Source organism: Amycolatopsis sp. NPDC051373 (assembly GCF_040689465.1).
In the GTDB taxonomy this organism is placed as follows: domain Bacteria; phylum Actinomycetota; class Actinomycetes; order Mycobacteriales; family Pseudonocardiaceae; genus Amycolatopsis.
Genome location: NZ_JBFBAE010000007.1, coordinates 73,076 through 95,881 on the forward strand (window position 1 = coordinate 73,076; position 22,806 = coordinate 95,881).

General features: G+C 71.8%; 22 protein-coding genes. 10 read left to right on the forward strand and 12 right to left on the reverse strand.

The features are described 5' to 3' along the window. Together AB0383_RS14790 and AB0383_RS14795 are read right to left on the reverse strand one after the other, a co-directional pair. Nucleotides 1-2,451 carry a WS/DGAT domain-containing protein gene (locus tag AB0383_RS14790; protein ID WP_366187480.1) on the reverse strand — a complete coding sequence of 817 codons (2,451 nt, stop codon included), beginning with the start codon at nt 2,449-2,451 and terminating at the stop codon, nt 1-3. A gap of 10 nt (nt 2,452-2,461) precedes the next feature. Beyond that, on the reverse strand, nt 2,462-3,430 hold the full coding sequence (locus tag AB0383_RS14795) for a DMT family transporter (RefSeq protein ID WP_364175545.1): 969 nt from the start codon (nt 3,428-3,430) through the stop codon (nt 2,462-2,464). A 116-nt stretch (nt 3,431-3,546) separates the two neighbouring features. Here AB0383_RS14795 and AB0383_RS14800 point away from each other — a divergent pair, with 116 nt between their 5' ends. After that, nucleotides 3,547-4,200 carry a VC0807 family protein gene (locus AB0383_RS14800; RefSeq protein ID WP_364175542.1) on the forward strand — a complete coding sequence of 218 codons (654 nt, stop codon included), beginning with the start codon at nt 3,547-3,549 and terminating at the stop codon, nt 4,198-4,200. Continuing rightward, on the forward strand, nt 4,200-4,958 hold the full coding sequence (locus AB0383_RS14805) for an SDR family NAD(P)-dependent oxidoreductase (protein WP_364175539.1): 759 nt from the start codon (nt 4,200-4,202) through the stop codon (nt 4,956-4,958). Before AB0383_RS14800 ends, AB0383_RS14805 begins: the two co-directional genes overlap by 1 nt. 142 nt (nt 4,959-5,100) lie before the next feature. On the opposite strand, the gene AB0383_RS14810 is transcribed toward AB0383_RS14805, so the two are convergent. Beyond that, nucleotides 5,101-6,297 carry a helix-turn-helix domain-containing protein gene (locus tag AB0383_RS14810; protein ID WP_364175536.1) on the reverse strand — a complete coding sequence of 399 codons (1,197 nt, stop codon included), beginning with the start codon at nt 6,295-6,297 and terminating at the stop codon, nt 5,101-5,103. A gap of 154 nt (nt 6,298-6,451) precedes the next feature. Here AB0383_RS14810 and hpnC point away from each other — a divergent pair, with 154 nt between their 5' ends. From hpnC to hpnH, 7 genes are read left to right on the forward strand one after another with little or no spacing between them, the layout of a single operon-like run. Then, nucleotides 6,452-7,327 (forward strand): squalene synthase HpnC, encoded by an 876-nt coding sequence (gene hpnC, locus AB0383_RS14815; protein WP_366187483.1) that lies wholly within the window; start codon nt 6,452-6,454, stop codon nt 7,325-7,327. Further along, a complete protein-coding gene (gene hpnD / locus AB0383_RS14820; protein ID WP_364175530.1) occupies nt 7,324-8,181 on the forward strand; it encodes a presqualene diphosphate synthase HpnD in 858 nt (285 codons plus the stop codon). The genes hpnC and hpnD overlap by 4 nt, the downstream gene beginning before the upstream one ends. Continuing rightward, on the forward strand, nt 8,178-9,530 hold the full coding sequence (gene hpnE, locus AB0383_RS14825) for a hydroxysqualene dehydroxylase HpnE (RefSeq protein WP_364175528.1): 1,353 nt from the start codon (nt 8,178-8,180) through the stop codon (nt 9,528-9,530). Before hpnD ends, hpnE begins: the two co-directional genes overlap by 4 nt. Further along, a complete protein-coding gene (locus AB0383_RS14830; RefSeq protein ID WP_364175525.1) occupies nt 9,527-10,567 on the forward strand; it encodes a polyprenyl synthetase family protein in 1,041 nt (346 codons plus the stop codon). The genes hpnE and AB0383_RS14830 overlap by 4 nt, the downstream gene beginning before the upstream one ends. Further along, nucleotides 10,568-12,490 carry a squalene--hopene cyclase gene (gene shc, locus AB0383_RS14835; RefSeq protein ID WP_366187486.1) on the forward strand — a complete coding sequence of 641 codons (1,923 nt, stop codon included), beginning with the start codon at nt 10,568-10,570 and terminating at the stop codon, nt 12,488-12,490. Then, a complete protein-coding gene (ispH, locus tag AB0383_RS14840) occupies nt 12,487-13,959 on the forward strand; it encodes a 4-hydroxy-3-methylbut-2-enyl diphosphate reductase (RefSeq protein WP_364175519.1) in 1,473 nt (490 codons plus the stop codon). Before shc ends, ispH begins: the two co-directional genes overlap by 4 nt. Before the next feature lie 3 nt (nt 13,960-13,962). Then, nucleotides 13,963-14,964, forward strand: a complete 1,002-nt coding sequence (hpnH, locus tag AB0383_RS14845) for an adenosyl-hopene transferase HpnH (RefSeq protein ID WP_364175517.1) — start codon at nt 13,963-13,965, stop codon at nt 14,962-14,964. 66 nt (nt 14,965-15,030) lie between these two features. Here the strand turns inward: hpnH and AB0383_RS14850 are convergent, their stop codons facing one another. The 9 genes from AB0383_RS14850 to AB0383_RS14890 form a co-directional block, all read right to left on the reverse strand. Next, nucleotides 15,031-16,005 (reverse strand): zinc-dependent alcohol dehydrogenase family protein, encoded by a 975-nt coding sequence (locus tag AB0383_RS14850; protein ID WP_366187489.1) that lies wholly within the window; start codon nt 16,003-16,005, stop codon nt 15,031-15,033. A gap of 39 nt (nt 16,006-16,044) precedes the next feature. Next, complete coding sequence (locus AB0383_RS14855) at nt 16,045-16,506, reverse strand: hypothetical protein (RefSeq protein WP_364175512.1); 462 nt, start codon at nt 16,504-16,506, stop codon at nt 16,045-16,047. Between the two features lie 66 nt (nt 16,507-16,572). Beyond that, nucleotides 16,573-17,430 (reverse strand): alpha/beta hydrolase, encoded by an 858-nt coding sequence (locus AB0383_RS14860; RefSeq protein ID WP_366187491.1) that lies wholly within the window; start codon nt 17,428-17,430, stop codon nt 16,573-16,575. Nucleotides 17,431-17,471: 41 nt separating this feature from the next. Further along, nucleotides 17,472-18,407, reverse strand: a complete 936-nt coding sequence (locus AB0383_RS14865) for a polysaccharide deacetylase family protein (protein ID WP_366187493.1) — start codon at nt 18,405-18,407, stop codon at nt 17,472-17,474. A gap of 37 nt (nt 18,408-18,444) precedes the next feature. Next, entirely contained in the window at nt 18,445-18,750 is a 306-nt protein-coding gene (locus AB0383_RS14870) for an antibiotic biosynthesis monooxygenase (protein ID WP_366187495.1), read from the reverse strand. 112 nt (nt 18,751-18,862) lie between these two features. Continuing rightward, nucleotides 18,863-19,879 (reverse strand): helix-turn-helix domain-containing protein, encoded by a 1,017-nt coding sequence (locus AB0383_RS14875; RefSeq protein ID WP_366187497.1) that lies wholly within the window; start codon nt 19,877-19,879, stop codon nt 18,863-18,865. Nucleotides 19,880-19,935: 56 nt separating this feature from the next. After that, complete coding sequence (locus AB0383_RS14880) at nt 19,936-20,946, reverse strand: alpha/beta hydrolase (protein WP_366187499.1); 1,011 nt, start codon at nt 20,944-20,946, stop codon at nt 19,936-19,938. 29 nt (nt 20,947-20,975) lie between these two features. Further along, nucleotides 20,976-21,410 (reverse strand): organic hydroperoxide resistance protein, encoded by a 435-nt coding sequence (locus tag AB0383_RS14885; RefSeq protein ID WP_366187501.1) that lies wholly within the window; start codon nt 21,408-21,410, stop codon nt 20,976-20,978. Nucleotides 21,411-21,442: 32 nt separating this feature from the next. Then, the gene (locus tag AB0383_RS14890; protein WP_366187503.1) at nt 21,443-21,904 is read right to left on the reverse strand and encodes a DUF664 domain-containing protein; all 462 of its coding nucleotides are present in this window, start codon (nt 21,902-21,904) and stop codon (nt 21,443-21,445) included. Nucleotides 21,905-22,201: 297 nt separating this feature from the next. Here AB0383_RS14890 and AB0383_RS14895 point away from each other — a divergent pair, with 297 nt between their 5' ends. Continuing rightward, on the forward strand, nt 22,202-22,774 hold the full coding sequence (locus AB0383_RS14895) for an ABATE domain-containing protein (RefSeq protein ID WP_366187505.1): 573 nt from the start codon (nt 22,202-22,204) through the stop codon (nt 22,772-22,774). Nucleotides 22,775-22,806: the final 32 nt, after the last annotated feature.

Below are 22,806 nucleotides of genomic sequence, written 5' to 3' on the forward strand. Positions count from 1 at the left end.
TCAGTCCACTTCGGACTGCAACCGGGCGAACGCCGAGGTCACGGTGCCCGCCATCCGGTCGCCTCGCGCGGCGTGGCCGGCGGGCACCGTCACACACACGGTGAACCGGTCGGCCCACGTCATCACACCCACCGCCACCGGCACGTCCGGCGCCAGCGACAGCACGGGGTACACGGTGCGCACGAGGGAACCGTTGAGCACCACCGGCGAACGCGCGCCCGGCAGCACCGAGGCGATCATGCTGAACCAGGTGCCGCGGTAGACCAACCGTGCCACGCGCCGGTGCAGCCACGGCGGCAGGATCCCGATCACGCGCACCACGGCGTTGCCCGCCCGGGGCGCGCCCCGGGTCACCTGCTCGGCCAGCAGCTCCCGCGTCGCGCGCACGCGTTCGGCCAGCGACATCGCACCGGTCGGCAGGTCGACGCTCGCGGCCCCTGTGTGGTTCCCCAGCTGGCGGAACGTGCCGGTGTCGCGAATGGACATCGGGATCAGCACCCGCACCCGCTCCGGCGCGGCCGCGCCCAGTTCCTGGTGCACGGCTTCCGCGACGAGCGCGAGCACGAAGTCCGTGGTCGGCACGCCGACCTTGCGTGCGGCCGCCCGCACCTGCGGCGCCGACAGGTGCGCTCGCGCGTAATGCCGCCGCGGGCCCGAGATCTCGGTCTCCCACCGCACGCGCGGCGCGGTGCCCGCCCGCGCGAGCGCCCAGATGCCGCGGGCCAGCTCCTCGGCTTCCTTCCTGCGCCCAGGCCGTTTCCGCGCCGCGGCCGAGACACGGTCGGCCGCCCCGCGCAGCCGGCTGCGGCGCATCAGCGCCGGCGGCGGGTCCAGCGGCGGTTTGCCGCGAGCCTGCCCGACGAGGGCGCCGATCACCGCGATGCCGTCGCTCGCCGCGTGGTGCAGGGCGATGAGCAACGCGCCCTGCTCGCCCTCGATGCCCGTCACGAGCCGCGCGCGCACCGGGTGTTCCGGGGAGACCGGCTCGGAGAAGAAGTCGTCCATCTGCGCGGTGAGCGAGGACTCGAGCTCGCTGCCCGCCGGCAGCTCGACGTCGCCGAGGATGCCGTCGGCCGTGCGCGCCGGGTCCTCCTGCCACTTCGCCCGCCACAGGCCACCGCCCGGCAAGAGCCGCGCGCGCAAGCCGGGCGTCGCCGAGAGCAGGTGGACGGCGTCCGCGTGCGTGGGGCGGGAACCGTCGGCCTTCGGGTCGAGCATCAGCACCGCGCCGACCTGCTGCGGCACCTGCGGCGTCGCGACGTGGAGGAACAACGCGTCTTCGGGCCGCAGCCGCTGCGGCGCCGGGTTGAGCGGCGAGTCGACGAGCGACTCGAGCGCCGCCGTGAGCGAAGTGGCCGAATCGCAGTGGCGCGTGGCCGCCTCCGCCATCGCCTTGAGCCGCTCCGGTTCGGCGAGCAGCGTGCGGACGGAGCCGGTGAGCTCACCGTCCTTCTCGGTCACGAGTGCGAGACCGGCCCCGGCCATCAGCCGGGCGTTGGCCTTGCCGTGCGCGGCGATGGGCCGGTGCATGAGCACGGGCCGCCCGCACGCCAGGGCTTCCAGCCCGGTCGCGCCACCGGCGTTCGTCACCACGACGTCGGAGGCGATCGTGTAGTCGGCCATCCGGTCGGTCCAGCCCACGACCCGCAGGCGCGGCTCGTCGAGCCGTTCGAGCCGGTGCCGCAAAGCCTCGTTGCGGCCGCAGATCGCCACGGGCACCACCTCGGGCCCGGCGGCGAGCAGCTCACGCACCGTGCCCTCGACGTCGCCGAACCCGAGCGAGCCGCACGAAACCAACGCCACGAACGCGTCCGGCCGCAAGCCCAGCCACTGACGCGCGCCTGCACGGTCGCCGGGCCGGAACTCGGCGCGCACCGGCGGCGCCGACACCCCGACCGCGGCCGAGGGCGCGCAACGGCGCGCCAGGCCCACGGCGACTTCGTGCATCACCATCGTGAGGTCGGCCGAGCCGTAGACCCAGAACGGGTGCGGCGCGAAGTCCGACACCCACGCACCGATCGGCGCCTCCAGCTTCCCGCGCCGGCGCAGCCACGCCAGCCCGGCCGTGCCCATCGGATAGGTGGACAACACGAGGTCCGGCGCGAAGTCCGCCACCGGTTTCGCGAGGCGCCGCCCGCACCAGGACGCGGTGAAGCGCTTCGACGCCGCCGCGAACCAGGCGAGGCGCCAGATGGCGTCGTAGAAGAACTCGTACAGCCACGGGGTGGTCTCGACGTTGGCGACGTAGATGCGGCGGAACAGGCCTCCGAAACCCGGCCCCAGCTGGTCGAGGGCGTCGAGCCACTTCACCTCGGCCGCGGGCCAGCGCTCCCGCACGGCGCCCTCCAGCGCCCGTCCGGTGGCGTTGTGCCCTTCCCCCATGTTCGCCGAGACGATCAGCACGCGCTCCAACGCGCCCCCTTCGCCAGAGGTGCCGCGAGCGGCGGTCACCAGCTGTTTCCTAACAGGTGGATCCGGCCAGACCGTACCCGTCGTCGGGGTCCGACCCGGCGTGCTCGGCCTCGGCGTGTTCGTGTTCTTCCTCGATCGCGGCCACGTCCAGGTGAGCCGCGCGCGTCGAGAGCATCGCGATGCCGACCACGATCACCGCACCGGCGAACGCCTCGCCCGCGAGCCCCCACGGCGTGCCGTTGGCGCTCTCCCCCATCCAGGACAGCCCGATCGCGACCCCCACGAGCGGGTCGAGGGCCGTGATGACAGCCAGCGCCGGCGTGAGATAGCGGCCCTGCTGGAAGGTGTTCTGGCTGAGCAGGAACCCGAGCGGGCCGACCACGCAGACGATGTAGAGCGTCCAGTGCTTGAACGGTTCGTCCAGGCCCTGGCGGAACTGCCCGGCGACGACCTTCATCAGGCCGGCGGTCAGGCCGTAGAGCACGCCCGTGGCCACAGCGAGGCCCAGCACGCGCCCGGAGCCGGAGTGGGTGAGCGCGGCGAGCGCGAGGCCCGCGATCGTCACCACGGCCAGCGCGATGCCGAGCGGGAGCAGCTTGGCGCCCGTGACGAGCACGTCGCCGTTGCCGCTGGGGCGGGCGATCACGAGGAACACCGCGAGCCCGACAACGCACAGCGCCGAGCCGGCGCTCATCACCCGGTCGGGACCTCGTCGCTCGAGCCGCGCGAAGACGAACCCAGCGAAGATCAGCGACGTGATGAGCAACGGCTGGACCAGCAGCAACGGCCCGAACGCGAGCGCGACGAGCTGCAGCACGAGCCCCAGTACGGTCGCCACGATGCCGATGAGCCACAATGGTCGACCGACGAGGCGCCTGAACAACGTGAGATCGAGCGGGTTCGCCGGCTCGACCTCTTTGGCCGCCTTTGCCTGGGCGGCGCTGGCGATTCCCATGCACGCCGCGCCCAGCACCGCGGCAGGGACGGCCACGAAAAGCGACACCCCCGTGACACTCATGGAATACTCACCTCACACCATTCCCATCCGCCGTGCCTATGCTGTTGAAAAATTCGTGGGCCGTTGGGGGGATGGTCACCCCGCACCGGAGGTACTTGAACCGCATGCGACACCACATGACGATCGACCTCCCGTCGTTCCGCAACTTGGTCGTGGGCGGGGGTCGGCATCTGCTGGAGTCCACTCTCGTACCAGCCGGCCTCTTCTACCTCCTCCTGACTCTGGTCAGCTTCGACAGCGGGGTCATCGCCGCGCTGTGCTGGTCGGTCGTCGTCATCGTGACGCGCCTGGTGATGCGCAAGCCCGTCCCCGCGGTCCTGTGGCTCACGTCCGTGCTGCTGATCGCCCGGACCGCGTTGGGCCTGGCCACCGGCAGCGCCTTCCTGTATTTCCTGCAGCCGACCCTACAGAACTTCGTTATCGCCAGCCTGTTCCTCGTCTCCGCGCCGTTCAACAAACCGCTGCTCGCGCGGCTGGCCGGTGACTTCTGCTCGTTCCCGGACACGCTGTCGGGCCACCCCGGCATGCGGCGCTTCTTCCAGCGCGTGTCGGTGCTGTGGGCGCTGGTGTTCGCCGTGAACGGTTCCGTGACGCTGGTGATGCTCGCGAAAGCGACGGTCGGCAACTTCCTCATGGTCAGCACTGCGGGCTCATACAGCCTGGTCGCGCTGGCGATCGTCGGCTCGCTGCTGTGGTTCCGGCGCTCGCTGCGCTCGGAGGGCATCGTGCTGCGGATGGCCTCGCACAAGCCCGCGCTCACCGCCGTCTGATGCCCGCTCCCCGCGGCACAGCGCTGGTCACCGGCGCTTCCTCGGGAATCGGCGAGGCCACCGCGCGCCTGCTCGCCGCCGCGGGAACCCACGTTCTGCTGCACGGACGCGACCGCGAGCGCCTGGCCGCGCTCGCCGCGGAAACCGGCGGCACCGCGCTCGAAGCCGATCTCGCGGACCCCGAAGCCGCGGGCAAACTGGCCGAACGCGCGCTGGCCGTCACCGGCCGCGTCGACACGCTCGTGAACAACGCGGGCCTCGGCTGGGCCGGTCCCCTGCCCGAGCTCTCCTCCGAGCTCCTCTCCCGGCTGGTCACCGTGAACCTGACCGCGCCGCTCGAGCTCACCCGCGCGCTGCTGCCCGGCATGCTGGCGCGGGGCCGCGGCCGGATCGTCTTCGTGACGTCGATCGCCGGGCGCACCGGCGTCGCGGGCGAAGCCGTGTACGCGGCGACCAAGTCCGGGCTCGACGCGTTCGCCGACAGCCTCCGCTTCGAGCTGCACGGCACGGGCGTGGACGTCGGCGTGGTCGTGCCCGGCGTGGTGCGCACCGCGTTCTTCGAGCGTCGCGGCCGGCCCTACACCCGCACGACGCCACGGCCGGTGTCCGCGCAGCGCGTGGCCGCTGCGGTCGTGCGCGCGACGCAGCGGCCCGGTGACTACTACGTGCCCCGCTGGCTGCGCGTGCCGGTCGCGCTGCGTGGCGCGCTGCCCGGCGCGTACCGCGCGCTGGCGACGCGGTTCGGCGCCGAAAGCTGACCGGTCGCCCAGCGGACCGCGCACGGCACCTCCCTCGCCCCAAGTCATGCCTGCAAGCGTCTCCTGTGTCTCGCCTCGTCTTCGCCGTCCGTGAACAACTTAGCCCTGCTAACCAACTCTGTCCTCGGGGTTATTCCCTGAGTCACTCCGATGTCGGCTGTCCCCCGGGCGGACCCCAGGCCAGGGCCAGCAGCAACGTCGCCCTGGCCTCCGGGTCGTCGAGCGCGGGCCCGAACAGCTCGTGCAGGCGGCCGAGGCGGTAGGACACCGTCTGCGGGTGGATGTGCAGGTCCTCGGCCACGGCCTTGCGGTCGCCGAGGTGCAGCAGCCACGAGCGCAGCGTGGTCTGCAGGCGCTCGCGCGAGGAGTCGTTGAGGTCGTCCAGCGGCGCCAGCGACCGCTTGCGCAGCACCTCCAGCAGCCGGTCGTCGCGGTGCACGATGATCGCGTCGAGGTGCTCGTCGGCGAAAACCGGGTCGTCGGACAGCAGGCGGTCGCGGCGCAGCCGGGCGGTCACCTCCGCGATCCGCAGGCTCGCCGGGAGCCGGTCGACGGGCACGGTCGCCCCGACCACCGCGCCACCGCCACGCAGCGCCCGGGCCAGCCACGCGCGCCGGCCCGGGCCACCCGGGTCCGGCACGATCGTCACGAGCTGGCCCGGCCGGCGCAGCCGCAGGCAGGTGTCGTCGAGCCGCGCCACGAGGTCGCGGCCCAGCTGGTTCTCGTCCTCCACCAGCACCACCGTCGCCGAACGCGGCAGCCGCCACTCCGCCCGCAGCGCGGCGGCCTGCACCGCCGCCCCGTCGGCGCGGTCGGACAGCAGCAGCTCGGTCAGCTCGTCGCGCAGCCGCTCGCGCATGCGCACGGCATCGGACTGCTCCTGCAGGTAACCCTTGAGCGAGGACTCCGACAGCTGGTCCACCAGCGCGAACACCGTGGTGGCGAGCGAGGCGAACAGCTCCGCCGGCACCTCGAGGTCCAGCGCGGCTTCCGACACGTGGCGCCACGCGACCCGCGCACCCACGCGGTAGGCCGAGAGCAGGCTCGTCACGCGCCGGCCCTGGCGGTACTGCGTCCGCCCGATCTCCTCGAACACCACTTGCTCGACGCCCGAGCCGAGCTCGGGCAGGTTCTCGTCCGGCTGTTCGGCGAGGTTGATGAGCCGGCGCACGAACCCGGCGCTGGCCGTCACGATCTCCGCCAGCTCTTCGGTGAGGAACGCAGCGTAGTCGGGGTGCTGCTCGACGAGCTGATCACGAACCTCGTTCAGAATGGCCGGGAGTCGCCTGGTCACGACGGTCTCCAGCTCACCCAGACGGGTCACCTGGTCTGATCCCATGAGCGCAGCTCGTCCTTCCGTAGCAGGTAGCAGGTCTATGGGTTCGGTCCGCCTTATCCTCACCCCACTTTGTCCGCTCGTGCCAAGTCGAAGCCAGCAAAATTCTTCTTCCGGTCGCAGAAGCCGCCCATCCGTGCGAGTCAGACTGTGTGCAATGAGATCGACTTCACCTGGCGGTCACGCAGCGGACACGGACGGTCTGCGGGAGAAGCGGCATGCGGAGAACTTCCCGGTCGCGCTCCGAGTGCTGCCCCGGCGGCTCCGGTCGGATCTGCAGGCCGTTTACGCCGTCGCGCGCACGATCGACGACCTCGGCGACGAAGCCGAAGGCGACCGCAGCGCGCTGCTGAAGGCGTTCGGGGACGAGCTGTCGGCCGCCTTCGACGGCGCCGATCCCACCGACCCCGTGATCCGTGGCCTGGTGCCCGCGATGCGCGCGGGGCGGGTGGAGCTCGAACCGTTCCGCCGGCTGGTCGAGGCCAATCTGCAAGACCAGCACGTGACGCGGTACGCGACGTATGAGGACCTCCGCGCGTACTGCCGGCTGTCGGCCGACCCGGTGGGCCGGATCGTGCTGCGGCTGTTCGACGTGCACGACGCGCACGCTGAGGAGCTCTCGGACCGCGTGTGCACCGCGCTGCAGCTGCTGGAGCACTGGCAGGACGTGGCCGAGGACCACGGGAACGGCCGGATCTACCTGCCACAAGAGGACCTCGCGGCCTTTCGCGTCACCGAAGACGAGCTCGGCGCGGCGCGGGCGTCGCGCCGGCTGAGAGAGCTGATGCGCTTCGAGATCGACCGCGCCGCGGCCCTTCTGGGCAGCGGCGCTGGTCTGGTCGGGCTCTTGTCCGGCTGGGGCCGGCTGGCCGTGAGCGGATTCGTGGCCGGCGGGCTGGCGACCGTCGACGCGCTGCGGGAGACGAACGGAGACGTACTCGCCACGCAGGCCAAGCCGGGCAAAGCGGGTGTGCTGGCGTGGCTCGTGTGGCTGCAGGTGGGTGAGCCCAGGACGGGGAGGCGGTCGGGATGAGCACGGTCGAAGAGGCGTATGAGCACTGCGCACTGGTCACCAAGGACCAGGCGCGCAACTTCTACTACGGGATCCGGCTGCTGCCGCCCGACAAGCGTTCGGCGCTGTGCGCGGTCTACGCGCTGGCCCGGATCGTCGACGACATCGGCGACGGCGATCTCGCGCCCGAGGCGAAGCTGCAGGGCCTGGCCGACATCCGCAAGTCGCTCGGTGACCTGTCCGCCGGCGCCGACCCGGTGTACGTCGCGGTCGCCGACGCGGCGCGGCGCTACCCGATCCCGCTCGGCGCGTTCGAGGAGCTGCTCGACGGCGTGGAGATGGACGTGACCGGCCGCGAGTACGTGCGGTTCGAGGACCTCGTGGAGTACTGCCGCTGCGTGGCCGGTTCGGTCGGGCGGCTGTGCCTCGGCGTGTTCGGCAGCAGGCCCGAGCCCGAGGCACCGACGTACGCCGACGAGCTCGGAATCGCGTTGCAGCAGACCAACATCCTGCGCGACATCCGCGAAGACCTCCTCAACGGGCGCGTGTACCTGCCCAAGGAAGACCTCGACAAGTTCGGCGTGGAGCTGAAGGTCGGCGAGGACGGCCGGCTGGCCGACGACGGCGGCGGGCTGACCGCGCTGGTCCACTTCAGCGCCGCCCGCGCTCGCGAGTGGTACGCCCGCGGCCTGCAGCTCGTGCCCTCGCTCGACCGCCGCAGCGCCGCGTGCTGCACGGCGATGTCCGGGATCTACCGCACGCTGCTCGACCGCATCGACGAGCAGCCCTCGCTCGTGTTCGACCGCAGGCTTTCCTTGTCCGGCAGGGAAAAGGCGGTGGTCGCGGTTCGGGCGCTCACGGGGATCGGCCGATGACCTCCGAGGTCGCGGTCGTCGGCGGCGGGCTCGCCGGCATCGCCACTGCGCTGCGCTGCGCCGACGCCGGGCGCTCGGTGACGCTGTTCGAGGCCCGGCCGCACCTGGGCGGGCTCACGCACTCGTTCACGCGCGGCGAGCTGCACGTGGACAACGGCCAGCACGTGTTTCTCCGCTGCTGCACCGCCTACCTCGCGCTGCTGAACCGCCTCGGCGTCGCCGACCGCGTGATGCTGCAGCCGCGCCTGGAGATCCCGATCCGCACGCCGGGTTCGACGGAGTCGACGTGGCTGCGCCGCGGCGACCTGCCCGCGCCACTGCACCTGGCTGCGTCCCTGCTGCGCTACGACCCGCTGCGCCCGCTCGACCGCGCGCGCTTCGCGTTGGCAGCGCTGGCGTTGCGGCGCGTGGACCCGACCGACGACCGCACGGACCGGCAGTCGTTCGGCGAATGGCTGCGCCGCCACGGGCAGAGCGCCGCCGCGATCGAGGCGCTGTGGGACCTCGTCGGCGTCGCGACGCTCAACGCGACGGCCGACGAAGCGTCGCTGGCCCTCGCGGCCACGGTGTTCCAGGAAGGCCTGCTCACCGACCCGGCCGCGGCCGACATCGGCTGGTCGCTCGTGCCGTTGCGCGAGCTGCACGGCGACGCGGCGCTCGACGCGCTCACCACGGCCGGCGCCGACGTGCGGACCGGCACGAAGGTGCGCGGCATCGAGGAGACGGCCGGCGGCTGGCGCGTGCGCACCGACGATGGCGAGGCCACCTTCGCCCACGTCGTGCTCGCCGCTCCCCCGCCCGTCACGGAGAAACTCGCGCCGCCGGGCGCGATCCCGTTGCCGCCCGGCTGGTCGGGCGGGCTGGGCAGCTCGCCGATCGTGAACGTCCACGTGGTGCTCGACCGGCACGTGCTGGACGAGCCGTTCGTGGCCGGCGTGCGCACGCCGGTGCAGTGGGTCTTCGACCGCACGCGCCAGTCGGGCCTCGAATCGGGGCAATACCTGGCGATGTCGCTCTCGGCCGCCGACGACCTGATCGACCTGCCGACCGCGACGTTGCGCGAGCGCCTGCTGCCGGAGCTCACCGGGCTGCTGCCCGAAGCTCGCGGCGCGCAGGTGCTGGATTTCTTCGTGACCCGGGAACGGCACGCGACGTTCCGGCCCGGCCCGGGCACTGCGTCGCTGCGTCCGGCCGCGGAGACGTCCGCGCGGGGGCTCTACCTGGCCGGGGCGTGGACCGCCACCGGCTGGCCCGCGACGATGGAGGGCGCTGCCCGCAGCGGTGCGGCCGCGGCGACCGCCCTCCTCGAGAACAACGTGCACGAGGAGAAGGAGGGAGTCGGAGCATGACCGCCACCATGCGACCCGCCGCCGAGGCGGCCCCTGCGGTGCCGGCAGCACTCGGCCGCACCCGCGACGTCGTGCAGCCCGCGCTGCGCGAGGCCGTCGGCCGGCTGGACGAGACCAGCCGCGCGATCAGCGCGTACCACCTCGGCTGGACCGACGCCGACGGCGCGCCGGTGAGCGGCAACGGCGGCAAGGCCGTGCGGTCCGCGCTCGCGGTGCTCTCGGCGCTGGCCGCCGGCGCGCCCGCCGAGACCGGCGTGCCCGGAGCCGTCGCCGTCGAGCTGGTGCACAACTTTTCGCTCGTCCACGACGACCTCATGGACGGCGACACCGAACGCCGCCACCGGCCCACCGTGTGGGCGCTGTGGGGTGCGCCGGCCGCCATCCTCACCGGCGACGCGATGCTCGCGCTCGCGCAGGAAGTGGTGCTGGACAGCGATTCCCCGCACGCGATCCCCGCCGCGCGGCTGTTGTCGGAGACCACCCGCCGGCTCATCCACGGCCAGGTGCTCGACGTCCAGTTCGAGCAGCGCGACGACGTGACGCTGCCCGAGTGCGTCACCATGGCCGGCGGCAAGACCGGCGCGCTGCTGTCCTGCAGCGCCGCGATCGGCGCCGTGCTCGCCGGCGCGCCCGCCGAGACCGTCGACGCCCTCGCGGTGTTCGGCGAAGAGGTCGGGCTGGCGTTCCAGCTCGTGGACGACGTGCTCGGCATCTGGGGCGACGCGGCCGTGACCGGCAAGCCCGTGTACTCCGATCTACGGGCGCGCAAGAAGTCGTTGCCCGTCACCTATGCGATCACCCATGGCGGTGCGAAAGGCCGCGAGCTCGCGGAGTGGCTCGCGGGTGAGGAAACGGGTGACGAGGCCGAGCTGGCGCGCGTCGCCGCGCTCGTGGAGTCGGCCGGCGGCCGCGAGTGGACCACGGCCGAGGCCGCCCGCCGCGTCGAGACGGCCGAGCGAGCGCTGTCGGCAATTCGTTCCGGGCCACGCCAAGAGCTCATCGGCATCGCACGCTTCATCGTGCACAGGGAGGCGTGAATGACGCAGACCGTCCCCGGGACGTCCACTTCGGACACCCCGCGCGAACGCTCGCGTACTCCGGAAGAAACCCTCGCCGCCGGCGTCGAGTTCCTGCGCGGCGAGCAGGACGCGGCCGGCTGGTGGAAGGGTGAGCTCGCCACCAATGTCACGATGGACGCCGAAGACCTGCTGTTGCGCCAGTTCCTCGGCATCCTCACCGAACAGCAGAAAGAAGAGTCGGCGCGCTGGATCCGTTCGCAGCAGCGCGACGACGGCACGTGGGCCAACTTCCCCGGCGGCCCGGCGGACCTGTCGACCACCGTGGAGGCGTGGGTCGCCTTGCGGCTGGCCGGCGACCCGGCCGACGCGCCGTGGCTCGTCGAGGCGGCCGGCTGGATTCGCGCGAACGGCGGCCTGGAGAGCACCCGCGTGTTCACGCGGATCTGGCTCGCGATGTTCGGGCAGTGGTCGTGGGCCGACCTGCCGAACCTGCCACCGGAGCTGATCTTCCTGCCGTCTTGGTTTCCGCTCAACGTCTACGATTTCGCGTGCTGGGCACGCCAGACCATCGTGCCGCTCACGATCGTCGGCACGCTGCGGCCGAAGCGAAAGCTGCCGTTCGACGTGGCGGAGCTGCGCGTCGGTGAGAGCCCGAAGAAGTCCGCGGCGCCGTGGACGTGGGACGGGGTGTTCCAGAACCTCGACACCGCGCTGCACACGTACGCGAAGCTGCCGTTCAACCCGGTGCGCAAGGTCGCGATGCGCCAGGCCGCCGAGTGGATCCTGGCGCGCCAGGAGTCCGACGGCTCGTGGGGCGGCATCCAGCCGCCGTGGGTGTACTCCATCCTCGCGCTGCACCTGCTCGGCTACCCGCTCGACCACCCCGCGCTCAAGGCCGGCCTCGAAGGTCTCGAAGACTTCACCATCCGCGAGGAGACCGAGCAGGGCTGGGTGCGCCGGCTCGAGGCGTGCCAGTCGCCGGTGTGGGACACCGCGCTCGCGATGACCGCGCTGCTCGACGCGGGCGTCTCCCCCGGCGACGAGACGCTGGTGCGCGCGACGGAGTGGATGCTCGGCGAGGAGATCACCGTGCCGGGCGACTGGATGGTGCGCCGCCCCACGCTGGCGCCGGGCGGGTTCGCGTTCGAGTTCGCCAACGACGGTTACCCGGACACCGACGACACGGCCGAGGTGGTGCTGGCACTGCGGCGCATGGGCCGGCCCGACCACCTGCGCATCCGCGGGGCGATCGACCGCAGCGTGAAGTGGCTCGAAGGCATGCAGTCGAGCGACGGCGGCTGGGGCGCGTTCGACGCGGACAACACGCAGGTGCTCGCCACGAAGCTGCCGTTCTGCGACTTCGGCGCCGTGATCGACCCGCCGTCGGCGGACGTCACCGCGCACGTCGTGGAGATGCTGGCGGCCGAGGGCAAGGCGGACACGACCGAATGCCGCCGCGGCGTCAAGTGGCTGCTGGACAACCAGGAGGCCGACGGTTCGTGGTTCGGCCGGTGGGGCGCGAACTACGTCTACGGCACGGGCGCGGTCGTCCCCGCGCTGGTCCTCGCCGGGATGCCGGCGTCCGACGTCCGGATCCGCCGCGCCGTGCGGTACCTGACCGAGCACCAGAATCCCGACGGGGGCTGGGGCGAGGACCTGCGCTCCTACGACGACCCGGGGAAGTGGTCGGGCCGCGGCGAGTCGACGCCGTCGCAGACCGCGTGGGCGCTGCTCGCGCTGCTGGCCGCCGGCGAGCGAGACTCCGCCGCGACGACGGAGGGCGTGGCGTGGCTCTGCGAGCAGCAGCGCGCAGACGGCGGCTGGGACGAGGACTTCCACACCGGCACCGGCTTCCCCGGCGACTTCTACCTTTCGTATCACCTCTACCGCGTGGTGTTCCCCCTGTCGGCGCTGGGCCGGTACGTGCGGAGCTCCTCGTGAGGCCGGCCGTGTTGTGCGCGCCGCTGCGGATCGAGCGGGCCGCGTTGCGCTCGGCCGGCCTGCCGGTAGTGCGCACAGGCCTCGGTCCTCGGCGGGCGGCAGCGACCGCGGCCCGGTTGCCTTCCGGGCCACGCCTCGTCGCGGGGATCGGCGGCGGGCTCGCGTCACACGTGCGACCGGGTGACGTCGTGGTGGCCGACGAGGTGCGCGGGCCCGACGGAGTGGTCGAGGTGCCGACCGCCGCACTGCTGGCCGGCGCGTTGCGGCGGCTCGGGCTGACCGTCCACGTCGGACCGGTACTCGGGGTCGACCACGTGGTGGGCGAACGGGAACGTGCTTCGCTGGCCTCGTCGGGCGCGTTGGCGGTCGACATGGAGTCACACCGGCTGGCCGCTGCCGGGCAGCCGTTCGCCGTCGTGCGGTCCATTGTGGACACGGTCGGCGCACCACTGGTGCGGCCCGCCACGGTTTCCCACGGCCTGGCCGGGCTGCGCAGCCTGCGGGCGGCCGTGCCCGCGCTCACGGCGTGGGCCGCCGCGACCGGGCCGCGGCAGCTGGTGATGGCGAGCCCGCGCTCGTTCTGTGCCGGCGTGGAGCGGGCGATCGACATCGTGGACCGTGCGTTGGCCAAGCACGGCGCGCCGGTGTACGTGCGGCGCCAGATCGTGCACAACACCCACGTGGTGCGGGAATTGCAGGAGCGCGGCGCGGTGTTCGTCGACGAGGTCGAGGAAGTGCCGGAGGGCGCGACGCTCGTGTTCGCCGCCCACGGCGTGACCCCGGCGGTGCGGCGCGACGCGGCCGGCCGCGGCCTGTCGGTGATCGACGCGACGTGCCCGCTGGTGACCAAGGTGCACAACGAGGTGCGCCGCTACAGCGGGCGCGGCGACACGGTGTTCCTGATCGGGCACGCGGAGCACGAAGAAGTGGAAGGCACCGTCGGGGAGGCCCCCGGTTCGGTCGTGGTGGTGGAGGACGTCGCGGCGGCCCGCACCGTGACCGTGCCCGCCACTCAGGGTGTCGCGTACACCATGCAGACCACGCTGGCGCTCGACGAGGCCGAGGAGATCGCGTCCGTGCTGCGCGAGCGGTTCCCCGGGCTTTCGGCGCCGCGCAAGGACGACATCTGCTACGCCACCACCAACCGGCAGCAGGCGCTGCGGGCGATCGCCCGCGAGGTCGACCTCGTGCTGGTGGTGGGCTCCGCCAATTCGTCCAACTCGCGCCGGCTCGTGGAAGTCGCGGAGCGCGAGGGAACGCCGGCCGTGCTGGTCGACGGAGTTTCGGACATCGACCTGCGCCGCCTGGCGGGCGCGGGCCGGATCGGCCTCACCGCGGGCGCTTCGGCGCCGCCGCACCTCGTCGACGAGGTCGTGGCGAGCCTGCGCGGACTCGGGCCGGTCACCGTCGCCGAAAATCGGCTGACGGAGGAAGAAATCACTTTCACCCTACCTCGGGAGGTGCTCTGAGCCATGGCCATGCCGTTGCGTCAGTCCGTGCGACTGGGCGGTTATCTGATGAAGCAGAAGCTGCTGCGCAAGGAAAAGTTCCCGCTGCTGGTCGAGCTTGAGCCGCTGTTCGCCTGCAACCTCAAGTGCGCCGGCTGCGGCAAGATCGCGCAACCCCACACCCTGCTCAAGCAGCGCATGCCAGTGGAGCAGGCCGTGGGCGCCATCGAGGAGAGCGGCGCGCCGATGGTGTCCATCGCCGGCGGTGAGCCGCTGATGCACCCGAAGATCGACGAGATCGTGCGGCAGCTGCTCGACCGGCGCAAGATCGTGTTCCTCTGCACCAACGCCCTGCTGCTGCACAAGCACATCCACAAGTTCAAGCCCCACCACAACTTCGCGTGGATGGTGCACATCGACGGCCTCGAAGACCGCCACGACGCGTCGGTGCGCAAGGAGGGCGGGTTCGCCGCGGCCGTCGAGGCGATCAAGCTCGCCAAGGAAAAGGGCTTCCGGGTCATGACGAACACGACGTTCTTCGACGGGGACACCGCCGAAGACGTCGTCGACGTGCTCAACTTCCTCAACGACCTGGGCGTCGACAACATGCAGATTTCGCCCGCGTACGCCTACGAGAAGGCCCCGGACCAGGAACACTGGCTCGGCGTGCAGCAGACCCGCGAGCTCTTCACGAAGGCCTTCGGCGGCGGCAACCGCAAACGCTGGCGCCTCAACCACTCCCCCGTGTTCCTCGACTTCCTCGAAGGCAAGCGCGACCTGGAGTGCACCCCGTGGGGCATCCCGTCCTACTCGCTGCTCGGCTGGCAGCGCCCGTGCTACCTCCTCGACGACGGCTACGCGAAGACCTACAAGGAACTCATCGAGGACACCGACTGGGACGCCTTCGGCCGCGGCAAGGACCCTCGGTGCGACAACTGCATGGCGCACTGTGGTTACGAGCCGACCGCGGTGATCGCCACGCTGGGCTCACTGAAGGAGTCGGTGCGGGCGGCTGTGGGGCACTGAGGTTTTGCTCTTGGGGAAAGCCGCAGGTCCTGGGGACTTGCGGCTTTCTTCTTGTTCGCTTGGCCTTTACTCGCCGAAGGTGAAGAGGATCTTGCCTCGGCGGCCAGGAGTCAGGGAGTGCGCGAAGGCTGCCTCGTAGTCCTCCAGCCGATACGTCGCCTCGACCGGCGCCGTCAGCTCGCCGGTGGCCACCAGATCGGCCAAGTCGGAGTACAAGGTGGTCACCTCGGCGGCCGTGGCGGTGCGGAGCCAGTTCATCAGCCAGAAGCCCGTGAGGGTGATCCCGCGGAAGACGAGGTCCGCCGGGGAGATCCGTGGGGCGCCTTCGGGGAAGGCGTAGGTGACGACGGTGCCGCCGTCTTCGAGGGCGCGGGTGAGGTCCTTGACGACCGGGCCGCCGGTGGCGTCGAGGATCAGGGACAGCCGCTCGCCGGCCAGGGCGGATTTCAGGGAGGCGCGGAAGTTGTCGTCGGCGACGACGGCCTGGTCGCCGCCCGCGGAGAGGACTTCGGCGGCCGCGGCAGGGCGGCGGACGACGTTGAGGGTGCGCAGGCCGGCTCGGCGCGCGAGGGTGATCAAATAGCGGCCCATGGCGGAGTTCGCGGCAGTCTGGGCGATCCACGAACCCGGCTCCAGCGGGCCGTGCAGGCGCAGCAGTTGATAGGCCGTGGCGGGGTTGACGGCGAGCATGGACAGCTGCAGGACGTCGGCGTCCTCGCGGATCGGCAGCACGTTTCGGCGCGGGAGCACCACTTTGTCCGCCCACAGGCCCTGTTCCATGGTCGGGAGGATGAGCACGCGCTTGCCCACCACGCCGGCATCGCCCGCCACGACCCGGCCCACGCCCTCCGCGCCGAGGGGCGCCGGCAGCGCCGGGCGGACGCCGTAGAGGCCGCGCATCAGCAGGAAGTCCGCGGGGTTGAGCGGGGCGGCGAGCATCTCGACCACAACGTCGTCCGGCCCGGGCTTCGGAGCCGGGGCGTCGTCGAGGCGGACGGAGGTGGCGGGGTCACCGAACTCGGTCAACAGAAGGCGGGCCATCGGGGAAGTCCTTTCAGGGAAGTCGGCAGCAGGAACGGATCAATGCGAACCCGCGGACGGCGGATCACCAGGAGCGACCCCGCCCTCGGAACCGGCCGAACCCGCCCCGCTGGCGGCAACAGCAGCACCCGGCGCGTCGTCAGAAGCGACAGCCTCGGAAACCGCCAACCCCGGCGCGCCCTCACCCCCGGCCAGCCCCGCCAGAACCAGCGCCGCCCCCAGTGGACGGTGGTTCACCACGATTTCGTCGATCTCGCCGCGTTCGTCGAAGTGGAAGGTGCCGGTGCCGAAGATGGTGTGGCCGCGGACCTGGGCCGTGTACTCCTCCACCTGCCGGTCCCCGGCGTCGAGGCGCCAGCGGACCGTCATGCCCGAGTAGCACGCCCCCACGGCGCGGACCTGCGTCTTCACGGCCTCCGGGCCCTGGAGTACGCCGTCGAGGATGGTGCCGGCGAGGCGGACGCCGGGTGACAAGCGGGAGAAGAACCAGGGATCGGCCACCCCCGAAGGCTATGACAACCGTCATAATTGTCAAGCGCAGGAGAAACACCCGACTCGACGACGGCTCTATCGGGCCAGCAGATCGTGCAGCGCCGCGCCGACGACGGCCGCGCCCGAGTGGGTCATGATCGTGGCCGCGTGGTCGGCGCCGGTGATGCGCCGGGGGCGGCGCAGGGAGGGCACGGCGGCACGGAAACCGGCCAGAGCCTCGTCGCTGTACGCGGGCGGCGTGCCCGCCCCCGAGCTCCACTCGGCGCACACCAGCTCGGTCGGTACGGTGATCTCCTGCCAGCGTGACTCGCCGAAGAACACGTCGGTCGCGTCGGCCAGCACGGCTTCCCGGCTGAGGAAGACGCGGCCGTCGGACAGGTCGTGGTCGAGGCAGTCGCGCAGGAGCGGGTCGGCGGCGTCGAGCAAGGGGTTGGCGCGCGTGAAATAGGCCAAGTACTCTTCGACGTCCGCCCAGCGCCGCGAGACGCGCTCCAGCTGCGGGGCGAACGCGGCGGGCACCGTCTCGGGCGTGAGGCCCGACGGCACGGCCATCGGGAGCCCGCCGTCGACCAGCACGAGCCCGCGCACACGGTCCGGCCGGCGCGTGGCGAGTTCCACCGCGACGAATCCGCCCAGGGACATCCCGCACACGTCGACCACCGGGTGGCCCAGCGCGTCGAGCACCCGCACCAGGTCCGAAGCGTGCTGCCGCAACGAAGACGGGCCGGCGACCGCGAAGCTGCCCGCGCGCCCACGCAGGTCCGGCATCACCAGCGACAGGTCCGGCGCCTCGGCCCGCAGCCAGTTCCACAACCGCCGGTTGCCGGTCACCCCGTGAACGGCGAGCACCGGCGCCGAAGCCCCGGCCACCACCTCCACGGCCAGCGCTCCGCCCTCGACCGGCACCGACACCGTCCTCGCGTCATCCACCATGAGGACACCGTAACGACCCAGGACCACTGTGGACAGTCACGTCAAGGGCCGATCGGCTCCCAATCCCGGTGGTGGTCCGACCACCACTGCGCGATGTCGAGCCGCCGCAGGAAGCGGACACCCGGCTGCTCCGTGGCATATCGGACGAAATCCCGCACGGCCGCCGCGCGCCCGGCCTGACCGCTCCACCGCGGGTGCAGCCCGACGGTCATCATCCGCGCCCCGAAGCCGTCGTCGGCTTCCTCGCACAGGTAGTCGAGCGCGAGCCGCAGGCTCTCGAAGAACTGCGCCGGCGAGCCGTAGGTCGGACTCAGCAGGTAGCGGGTGTAGTTGTAAACCTTGGAATACGGCACGATCAGCAGCCCGAGCTCCGAAAAGTACGGCAGCTCGTCGTTGCACGGATCCGAATCGTAGAGAAACCCGCCCTCCTCCACGAGCAGGTCGAGCGTGTGCTCGCTCGGGAACGACCGCACGTACCACCCGCGCGGCCGCTGGCCCGTCGTCCGCTCCAGCGACGCGATCGCGCGGTGCAGGTGGTCGCGCTCCTCGTCGACGGACATCCGCGCGTAGTCGAGCCAGCGGTAGCCGTGGCCGATCACGTCGTGGCCGCGTTCGCGGATCCACTCCGCGACGGCCGGATTGCGCTCCAGCGCCACCGCGCACGCGCCGACGCTCACCGGCACCGAGTACCGGTCGAAGATCCGCGCCAGCCGCCAGATGCCGACGCGGCTGCCGGACTCGTAGTGCGTCTCGGTGCCGAAGTCACGCACCTCGGGCCCGACCTCGTAGGCGTACTCGCCCCAGCCGTCGTTGCGGCCGTCGCCGTCGGGGATCGAGTACTCGGCCCCCTCCTCGTAGTTCACGACGACGTTCACCACGACCTTGGCGTCGCCGGGCCAGCGCACGCGCGGCGGGTACCGGCCGTAGCCGACGAAGTCACGCGAGGACGCGGTGGCCGGGTCACGGGGTTCGGGCACCAACCCAGCGTGGCACGGCCGCCGCGGCGCGGCAGGGTCAGTGCGGCGGGAGCTTCGTGGCCAGCAGGTCCACCGGTGTGATCGTGGGCGGCACGGCGAAAAGCTCGTCGCCGCGCAGCTCGATCTGCCGGCGGACCTCACCCTGGAGGTGGGCTTCGCGGTCCTCGTCGGTCTCGAACGCGTCGAAGATCCGGAACGACGACTGCCCGAGGCGGAAGCTGAACCAGGCCAAGGTGCCCGGTTCGGCGTCCACAAGGGACTTCGCGGCGGTCAGGAACTGCGCCACGTCGTCCTCCTTCCCGAGCTTCGCTTCGAACTCGACGAAAAATCCGTACGCCGGCATGGTTTTCCTCCTCGCCGGAGCCACCGTGGCCCCGCTCTTCGACGCTAGCTGGCGGGAACCGTGGCCGACGCTCGAATCCCGCCAGATCGAGCCTCACCCGGCGCCGGGTTCGTCACGACGCGGCCGGAGTGGCGCGAAAGGTGGCCCGGTAGCTGCCCGCCGTGGTACCGACCTGGCGTTCGAAGTGGCGGCGCAGCGTCTCCGCGGACCCGAACCCCACCATCGCGGCGATCTCCGAGATCCGGTGGTCCGTCGTCTCCAGCAGCACCTTGGCGGCCGCCACGCGCTCGCGGTTGATCCAGTCGAACACCGTCATCCCGGTGGCCCGCCGGAACTTCCGCACCAGGCTCCGCTCGCTCAGGTGCACCTGCGAGGCCAGCCCGGCCAGCGTCAACGGCTCGTGCAGGTGCTCTCGCAGCCACGCCAGGAACGAACCGAGCGCCGGCTCCCCCGCGATCCGGATGGAGTCCTTCACGAACTGCGCCTGCCCACCCGGCCGCCGCGGCGCCGTCACCAGCAGCCGCCCGACATCCCCCGCGTAAGCCTGGCCCAGATCCTCGGCCAGCAGGTGCAACGCGAGGTCCGTCGCCGAGAAGATCCCACCCGACGTGTGCACCCTGCCGTCGTCCACGTACAGGCAGCCTGGCTCCAGCTTGACCTGCGGGAACTCCCGGCAGAACTCCTCGGTGAACAGCCAGTGCGTGGTCGCCCGGCGCCCGTCCAACAACCCGGCCCGGGCCAGCAGGAACGCACCCCCGCAGAACGACACCATGCGCGCGCCGGCCTCCGCCGCGCCCCGCAACGCCCGCACCACGGACCGCGGCCGCTCCGCCAGCGGCTCCTCCACGCCCGGCACCATCACCGTGTCGGCCGTCAGCAGCGTCTCCAGCGGCGCGAGCTCCCCGAAGTCCACGCCCGAAGACAGCACCTGGCGCGGCTCCTCGCCGCAGAGCACCACCTCGTACGCACTGCCGGCATCGCCGGTCAGCTCGGCGATCGCCGCCATCCGCGGCCCGAACACCTGGTGCACCACCGTGACCTCCAGCGCCACGGAATCGGGCACGACCAGCACCGCGATCACGTGCTTGGCACGGCCGCGCGAGGTGACGGGCGTCTTGGCGGGGTGCATCACTGCTCCTGATCCGGCGGATGCCCAGGGGGCCGGGGCCTCGCCGCCGAGCGGGGTCACAACCGGACCGCTTCGAGCACGGCGTCCACGAACGCGCGCGGCTTCTCCTGGGGCAGGTTGTGCCCCGCCCCGGGCACGCGGTGGTGCACGCGCGGGCCGGTGAAATGTTTCGCCGACGCCGTGCCGTCGGTCGCCGGGAAGCTGCCGTCGGCGAGCCCGTCGAGCGTCACCGCCGGCACTGTGATCGGTGGCTGCGCCAGCAGCCGCGCCTCGAGGCCGGCGTAACGAGGATCGCCCGGCGCCGCGCCCTGGCGCACGCGGTAGTTGTGGATGACGACGTCCACGTAGTCCGGATTGTCCATCGCGGCGGCCGCGATGTCGAGGTCGGCGCTCGTGAAGCGCCACTGCGGCGAGTTGCGCCGCCACACCACTTCCGCCAGGTCACGCCGCGAACGTGTCAGCGCCGTGCGGCCGCGCTCGGTCAAGAAGAAGTAGAAGTACCAGTGCGCTGATTCGGTGCCGGGCGCGTCCGGGGAGGACGCGAGCACGCCCGGGTCCAGGTTCTGGATCAGGTAGCTGTTGACCGACACCAGCGCGCGGCACCGCCCCGGCCACAGCGCCGCGGCGACGTCGAGGGCGCGCCCGCCCCAGTCGTAGCCGCCGAACACCGCGCGTTCGACGCCGAGCGCGTCGAGGAACGCGATCAGGTCGGCGCCGAGCGCGGCCTGCTGGCCGGAACGCATCGTCGTGGCGTCGCGGAAGCGGGTGGCGCCATGGCCACGCAGGTACGGCACGAGCACGCGGTAGCCGCGGCGCGCGAGCGCGGGCGCGACCTCGGCGTAGGCGTGCGGGCTGTACGGCCAGCCGTGGCCGAGCAGCACCACGTCGCCGCGGGCCGGGCCGACCTCGTGGTAGGCGAGGTCGAGCAGGTCGGTGCGCACGTGGCGGACCGGACCCAGCCCGGAGGCCACGGCCGAGACGGCCGAGGCCTCCGCGGAGAAGGCTGGGAGCGAGGCGACGACCGCCCCCGCTCCCACGGCCTTCCCGAACGCCCGCCGGGAGATCATGGTGTGCTCCTCGTCGGTCGGGCGCACCGTCAGGCGACGGTGGCGACAGTGGCGTCGATGGTGACCTCGACGTTGCCCCGGGTCGCCTTCGAATACGGGCAGATCTGGTGCGCGGCGTGGCCCAGCTCTTCGGCGGTCGTCTGGTCCACACCGGACACTTCGAGGTGCAGGGCGGCGCTGAGCCAGAAGTCGGCCGACTCGTTGTGCAGGGTGATGTCGGCGTCCACGGCGAGGTCGGCGAGCTTCACCTTCTTCTGCGCGGCAACGATCTTCACCGCGCCGAGGAAACACGACGCCCAGCCGGCGCCGAGCAGCTGCTCCGGGTTGGTCGCGCCGCCGTTGCCGCCGAGCTCCTTCGGGATGGCGAGGGTGACGTCGAGCGAACCGTCGGCGGCGGTGGCGCGCCCGCCGTTGCGGCCCTCGCCGGCGGCGGTGACAACCGCGGTGTAGGTGGTTTCAGTCATGGCAACTGTCCTTTCTCGACAGAACTTCGGGGTCAGGCGGCGGTGCGGGCTTGCGCGAGCAGTACGTCGCGCAGGGTTTCGAGCTGGCCGTGGTGCTGGACGAGGTCTGCGCACAGGTGCAGCAGTGCGCCGCCGGCGTCGAGCGGGTCGCCGAGGCCGGCCACCGCGGCGGGCACGGTCGCGTGCGGATCCGCGCGGGTCACGTCCTTCTTCAGCTGGCGCACGGTCGTGCGCACGCGGTCGAGCAGCGGCGCGACCGGGCCGGCGGCGGTGAACTCGGCGTCGCGGTCGCGGTGGGCGGCGCGGCCGGAGACGACCTCGCCGGCCCAGTAGGCCGTGGCGCCGAGACAGTGGTTGAGCACCGCGAACGGCGTGTTGGCACCGGGCAGCTCGAGGCGGGTGTTGGCCAGGTCGTCGCCGAGCTGCTCGACGACCGCGGCCATGCCGGTCAGCGCGCGGGTGACGACGTGCAGGTACTGGCCGGTGGTGATCACAGGTACTCCCCAGCCACGTAAACGAGCGCCAGGGTGCCGGTGAGCGAACCCAACACGGCGAGCAGATTCCGCAGGACGAGCAGAAGCGAGACAGTCGGATCCATCGAAGGCGAGACCTTTCCGGACGGGGGCCGCCAACCGCGGTTTCCGCGGGGCCCGGTGGCGATGCCGAAACTCTCGCACGCGCATTCGTCACCAGTCAAGAAGGTTACGTATTTTTGCCGCCAATTCCAGTTAAATTGCTTTTACCGGTTAGCGATTGTTGCGTTCTTTTTCGTCACCTGTCAGACTGGTGCAATGGAGCACGCCTTCCCCTGCGGGAACCCGGCACTCGACTTCGTCGGGACCCTGCGCGCCCGGCGCAACGCCGAACCCCTGGAGAAGCTCGGTTCACCGCGCAACCTCGACGCGTGGTTCCGCGAGTCGGGCGTCATCGACACGGACCCGGGGAGCCGGCCGCAGGACGTGACCGCCGCGATCGAGCTGCGCGAGGCGATCTACGCGCTGGTCGCGGCGCGGCTGACCCACCACGAGCCCGACCTGCGGGCGATGGACGTGGTCAACGAGTTCGCGGCGCATCCTTCGACCGTTCCGCAGTTGACACCGGAGGGTCGCCGGCTCGAAGCGACCCCCGCGCAGGCGCTGTCGTCGGTGGCTCGCGAGGCCGTGGAGATCCTCGGCGGCCCGGACGCCGACCTGCTCAAGGAGTGCGGCCGGCCCGAGTGCACCCAGGTCTACCTCGACCGCTCCCGCGGGTCGCGGCGCGAGTGGTGCGCCATGGCGACCTGCGGGAACAAGATGAAGGCCGCCGCCTACCGGGCGCGCCAGCGCGGTAACCCGCCCCTGTCCCCGTCGCGACAGGTCGGCTGACCCACTCCCCGGCACGACCAGGCCGGTGAAGG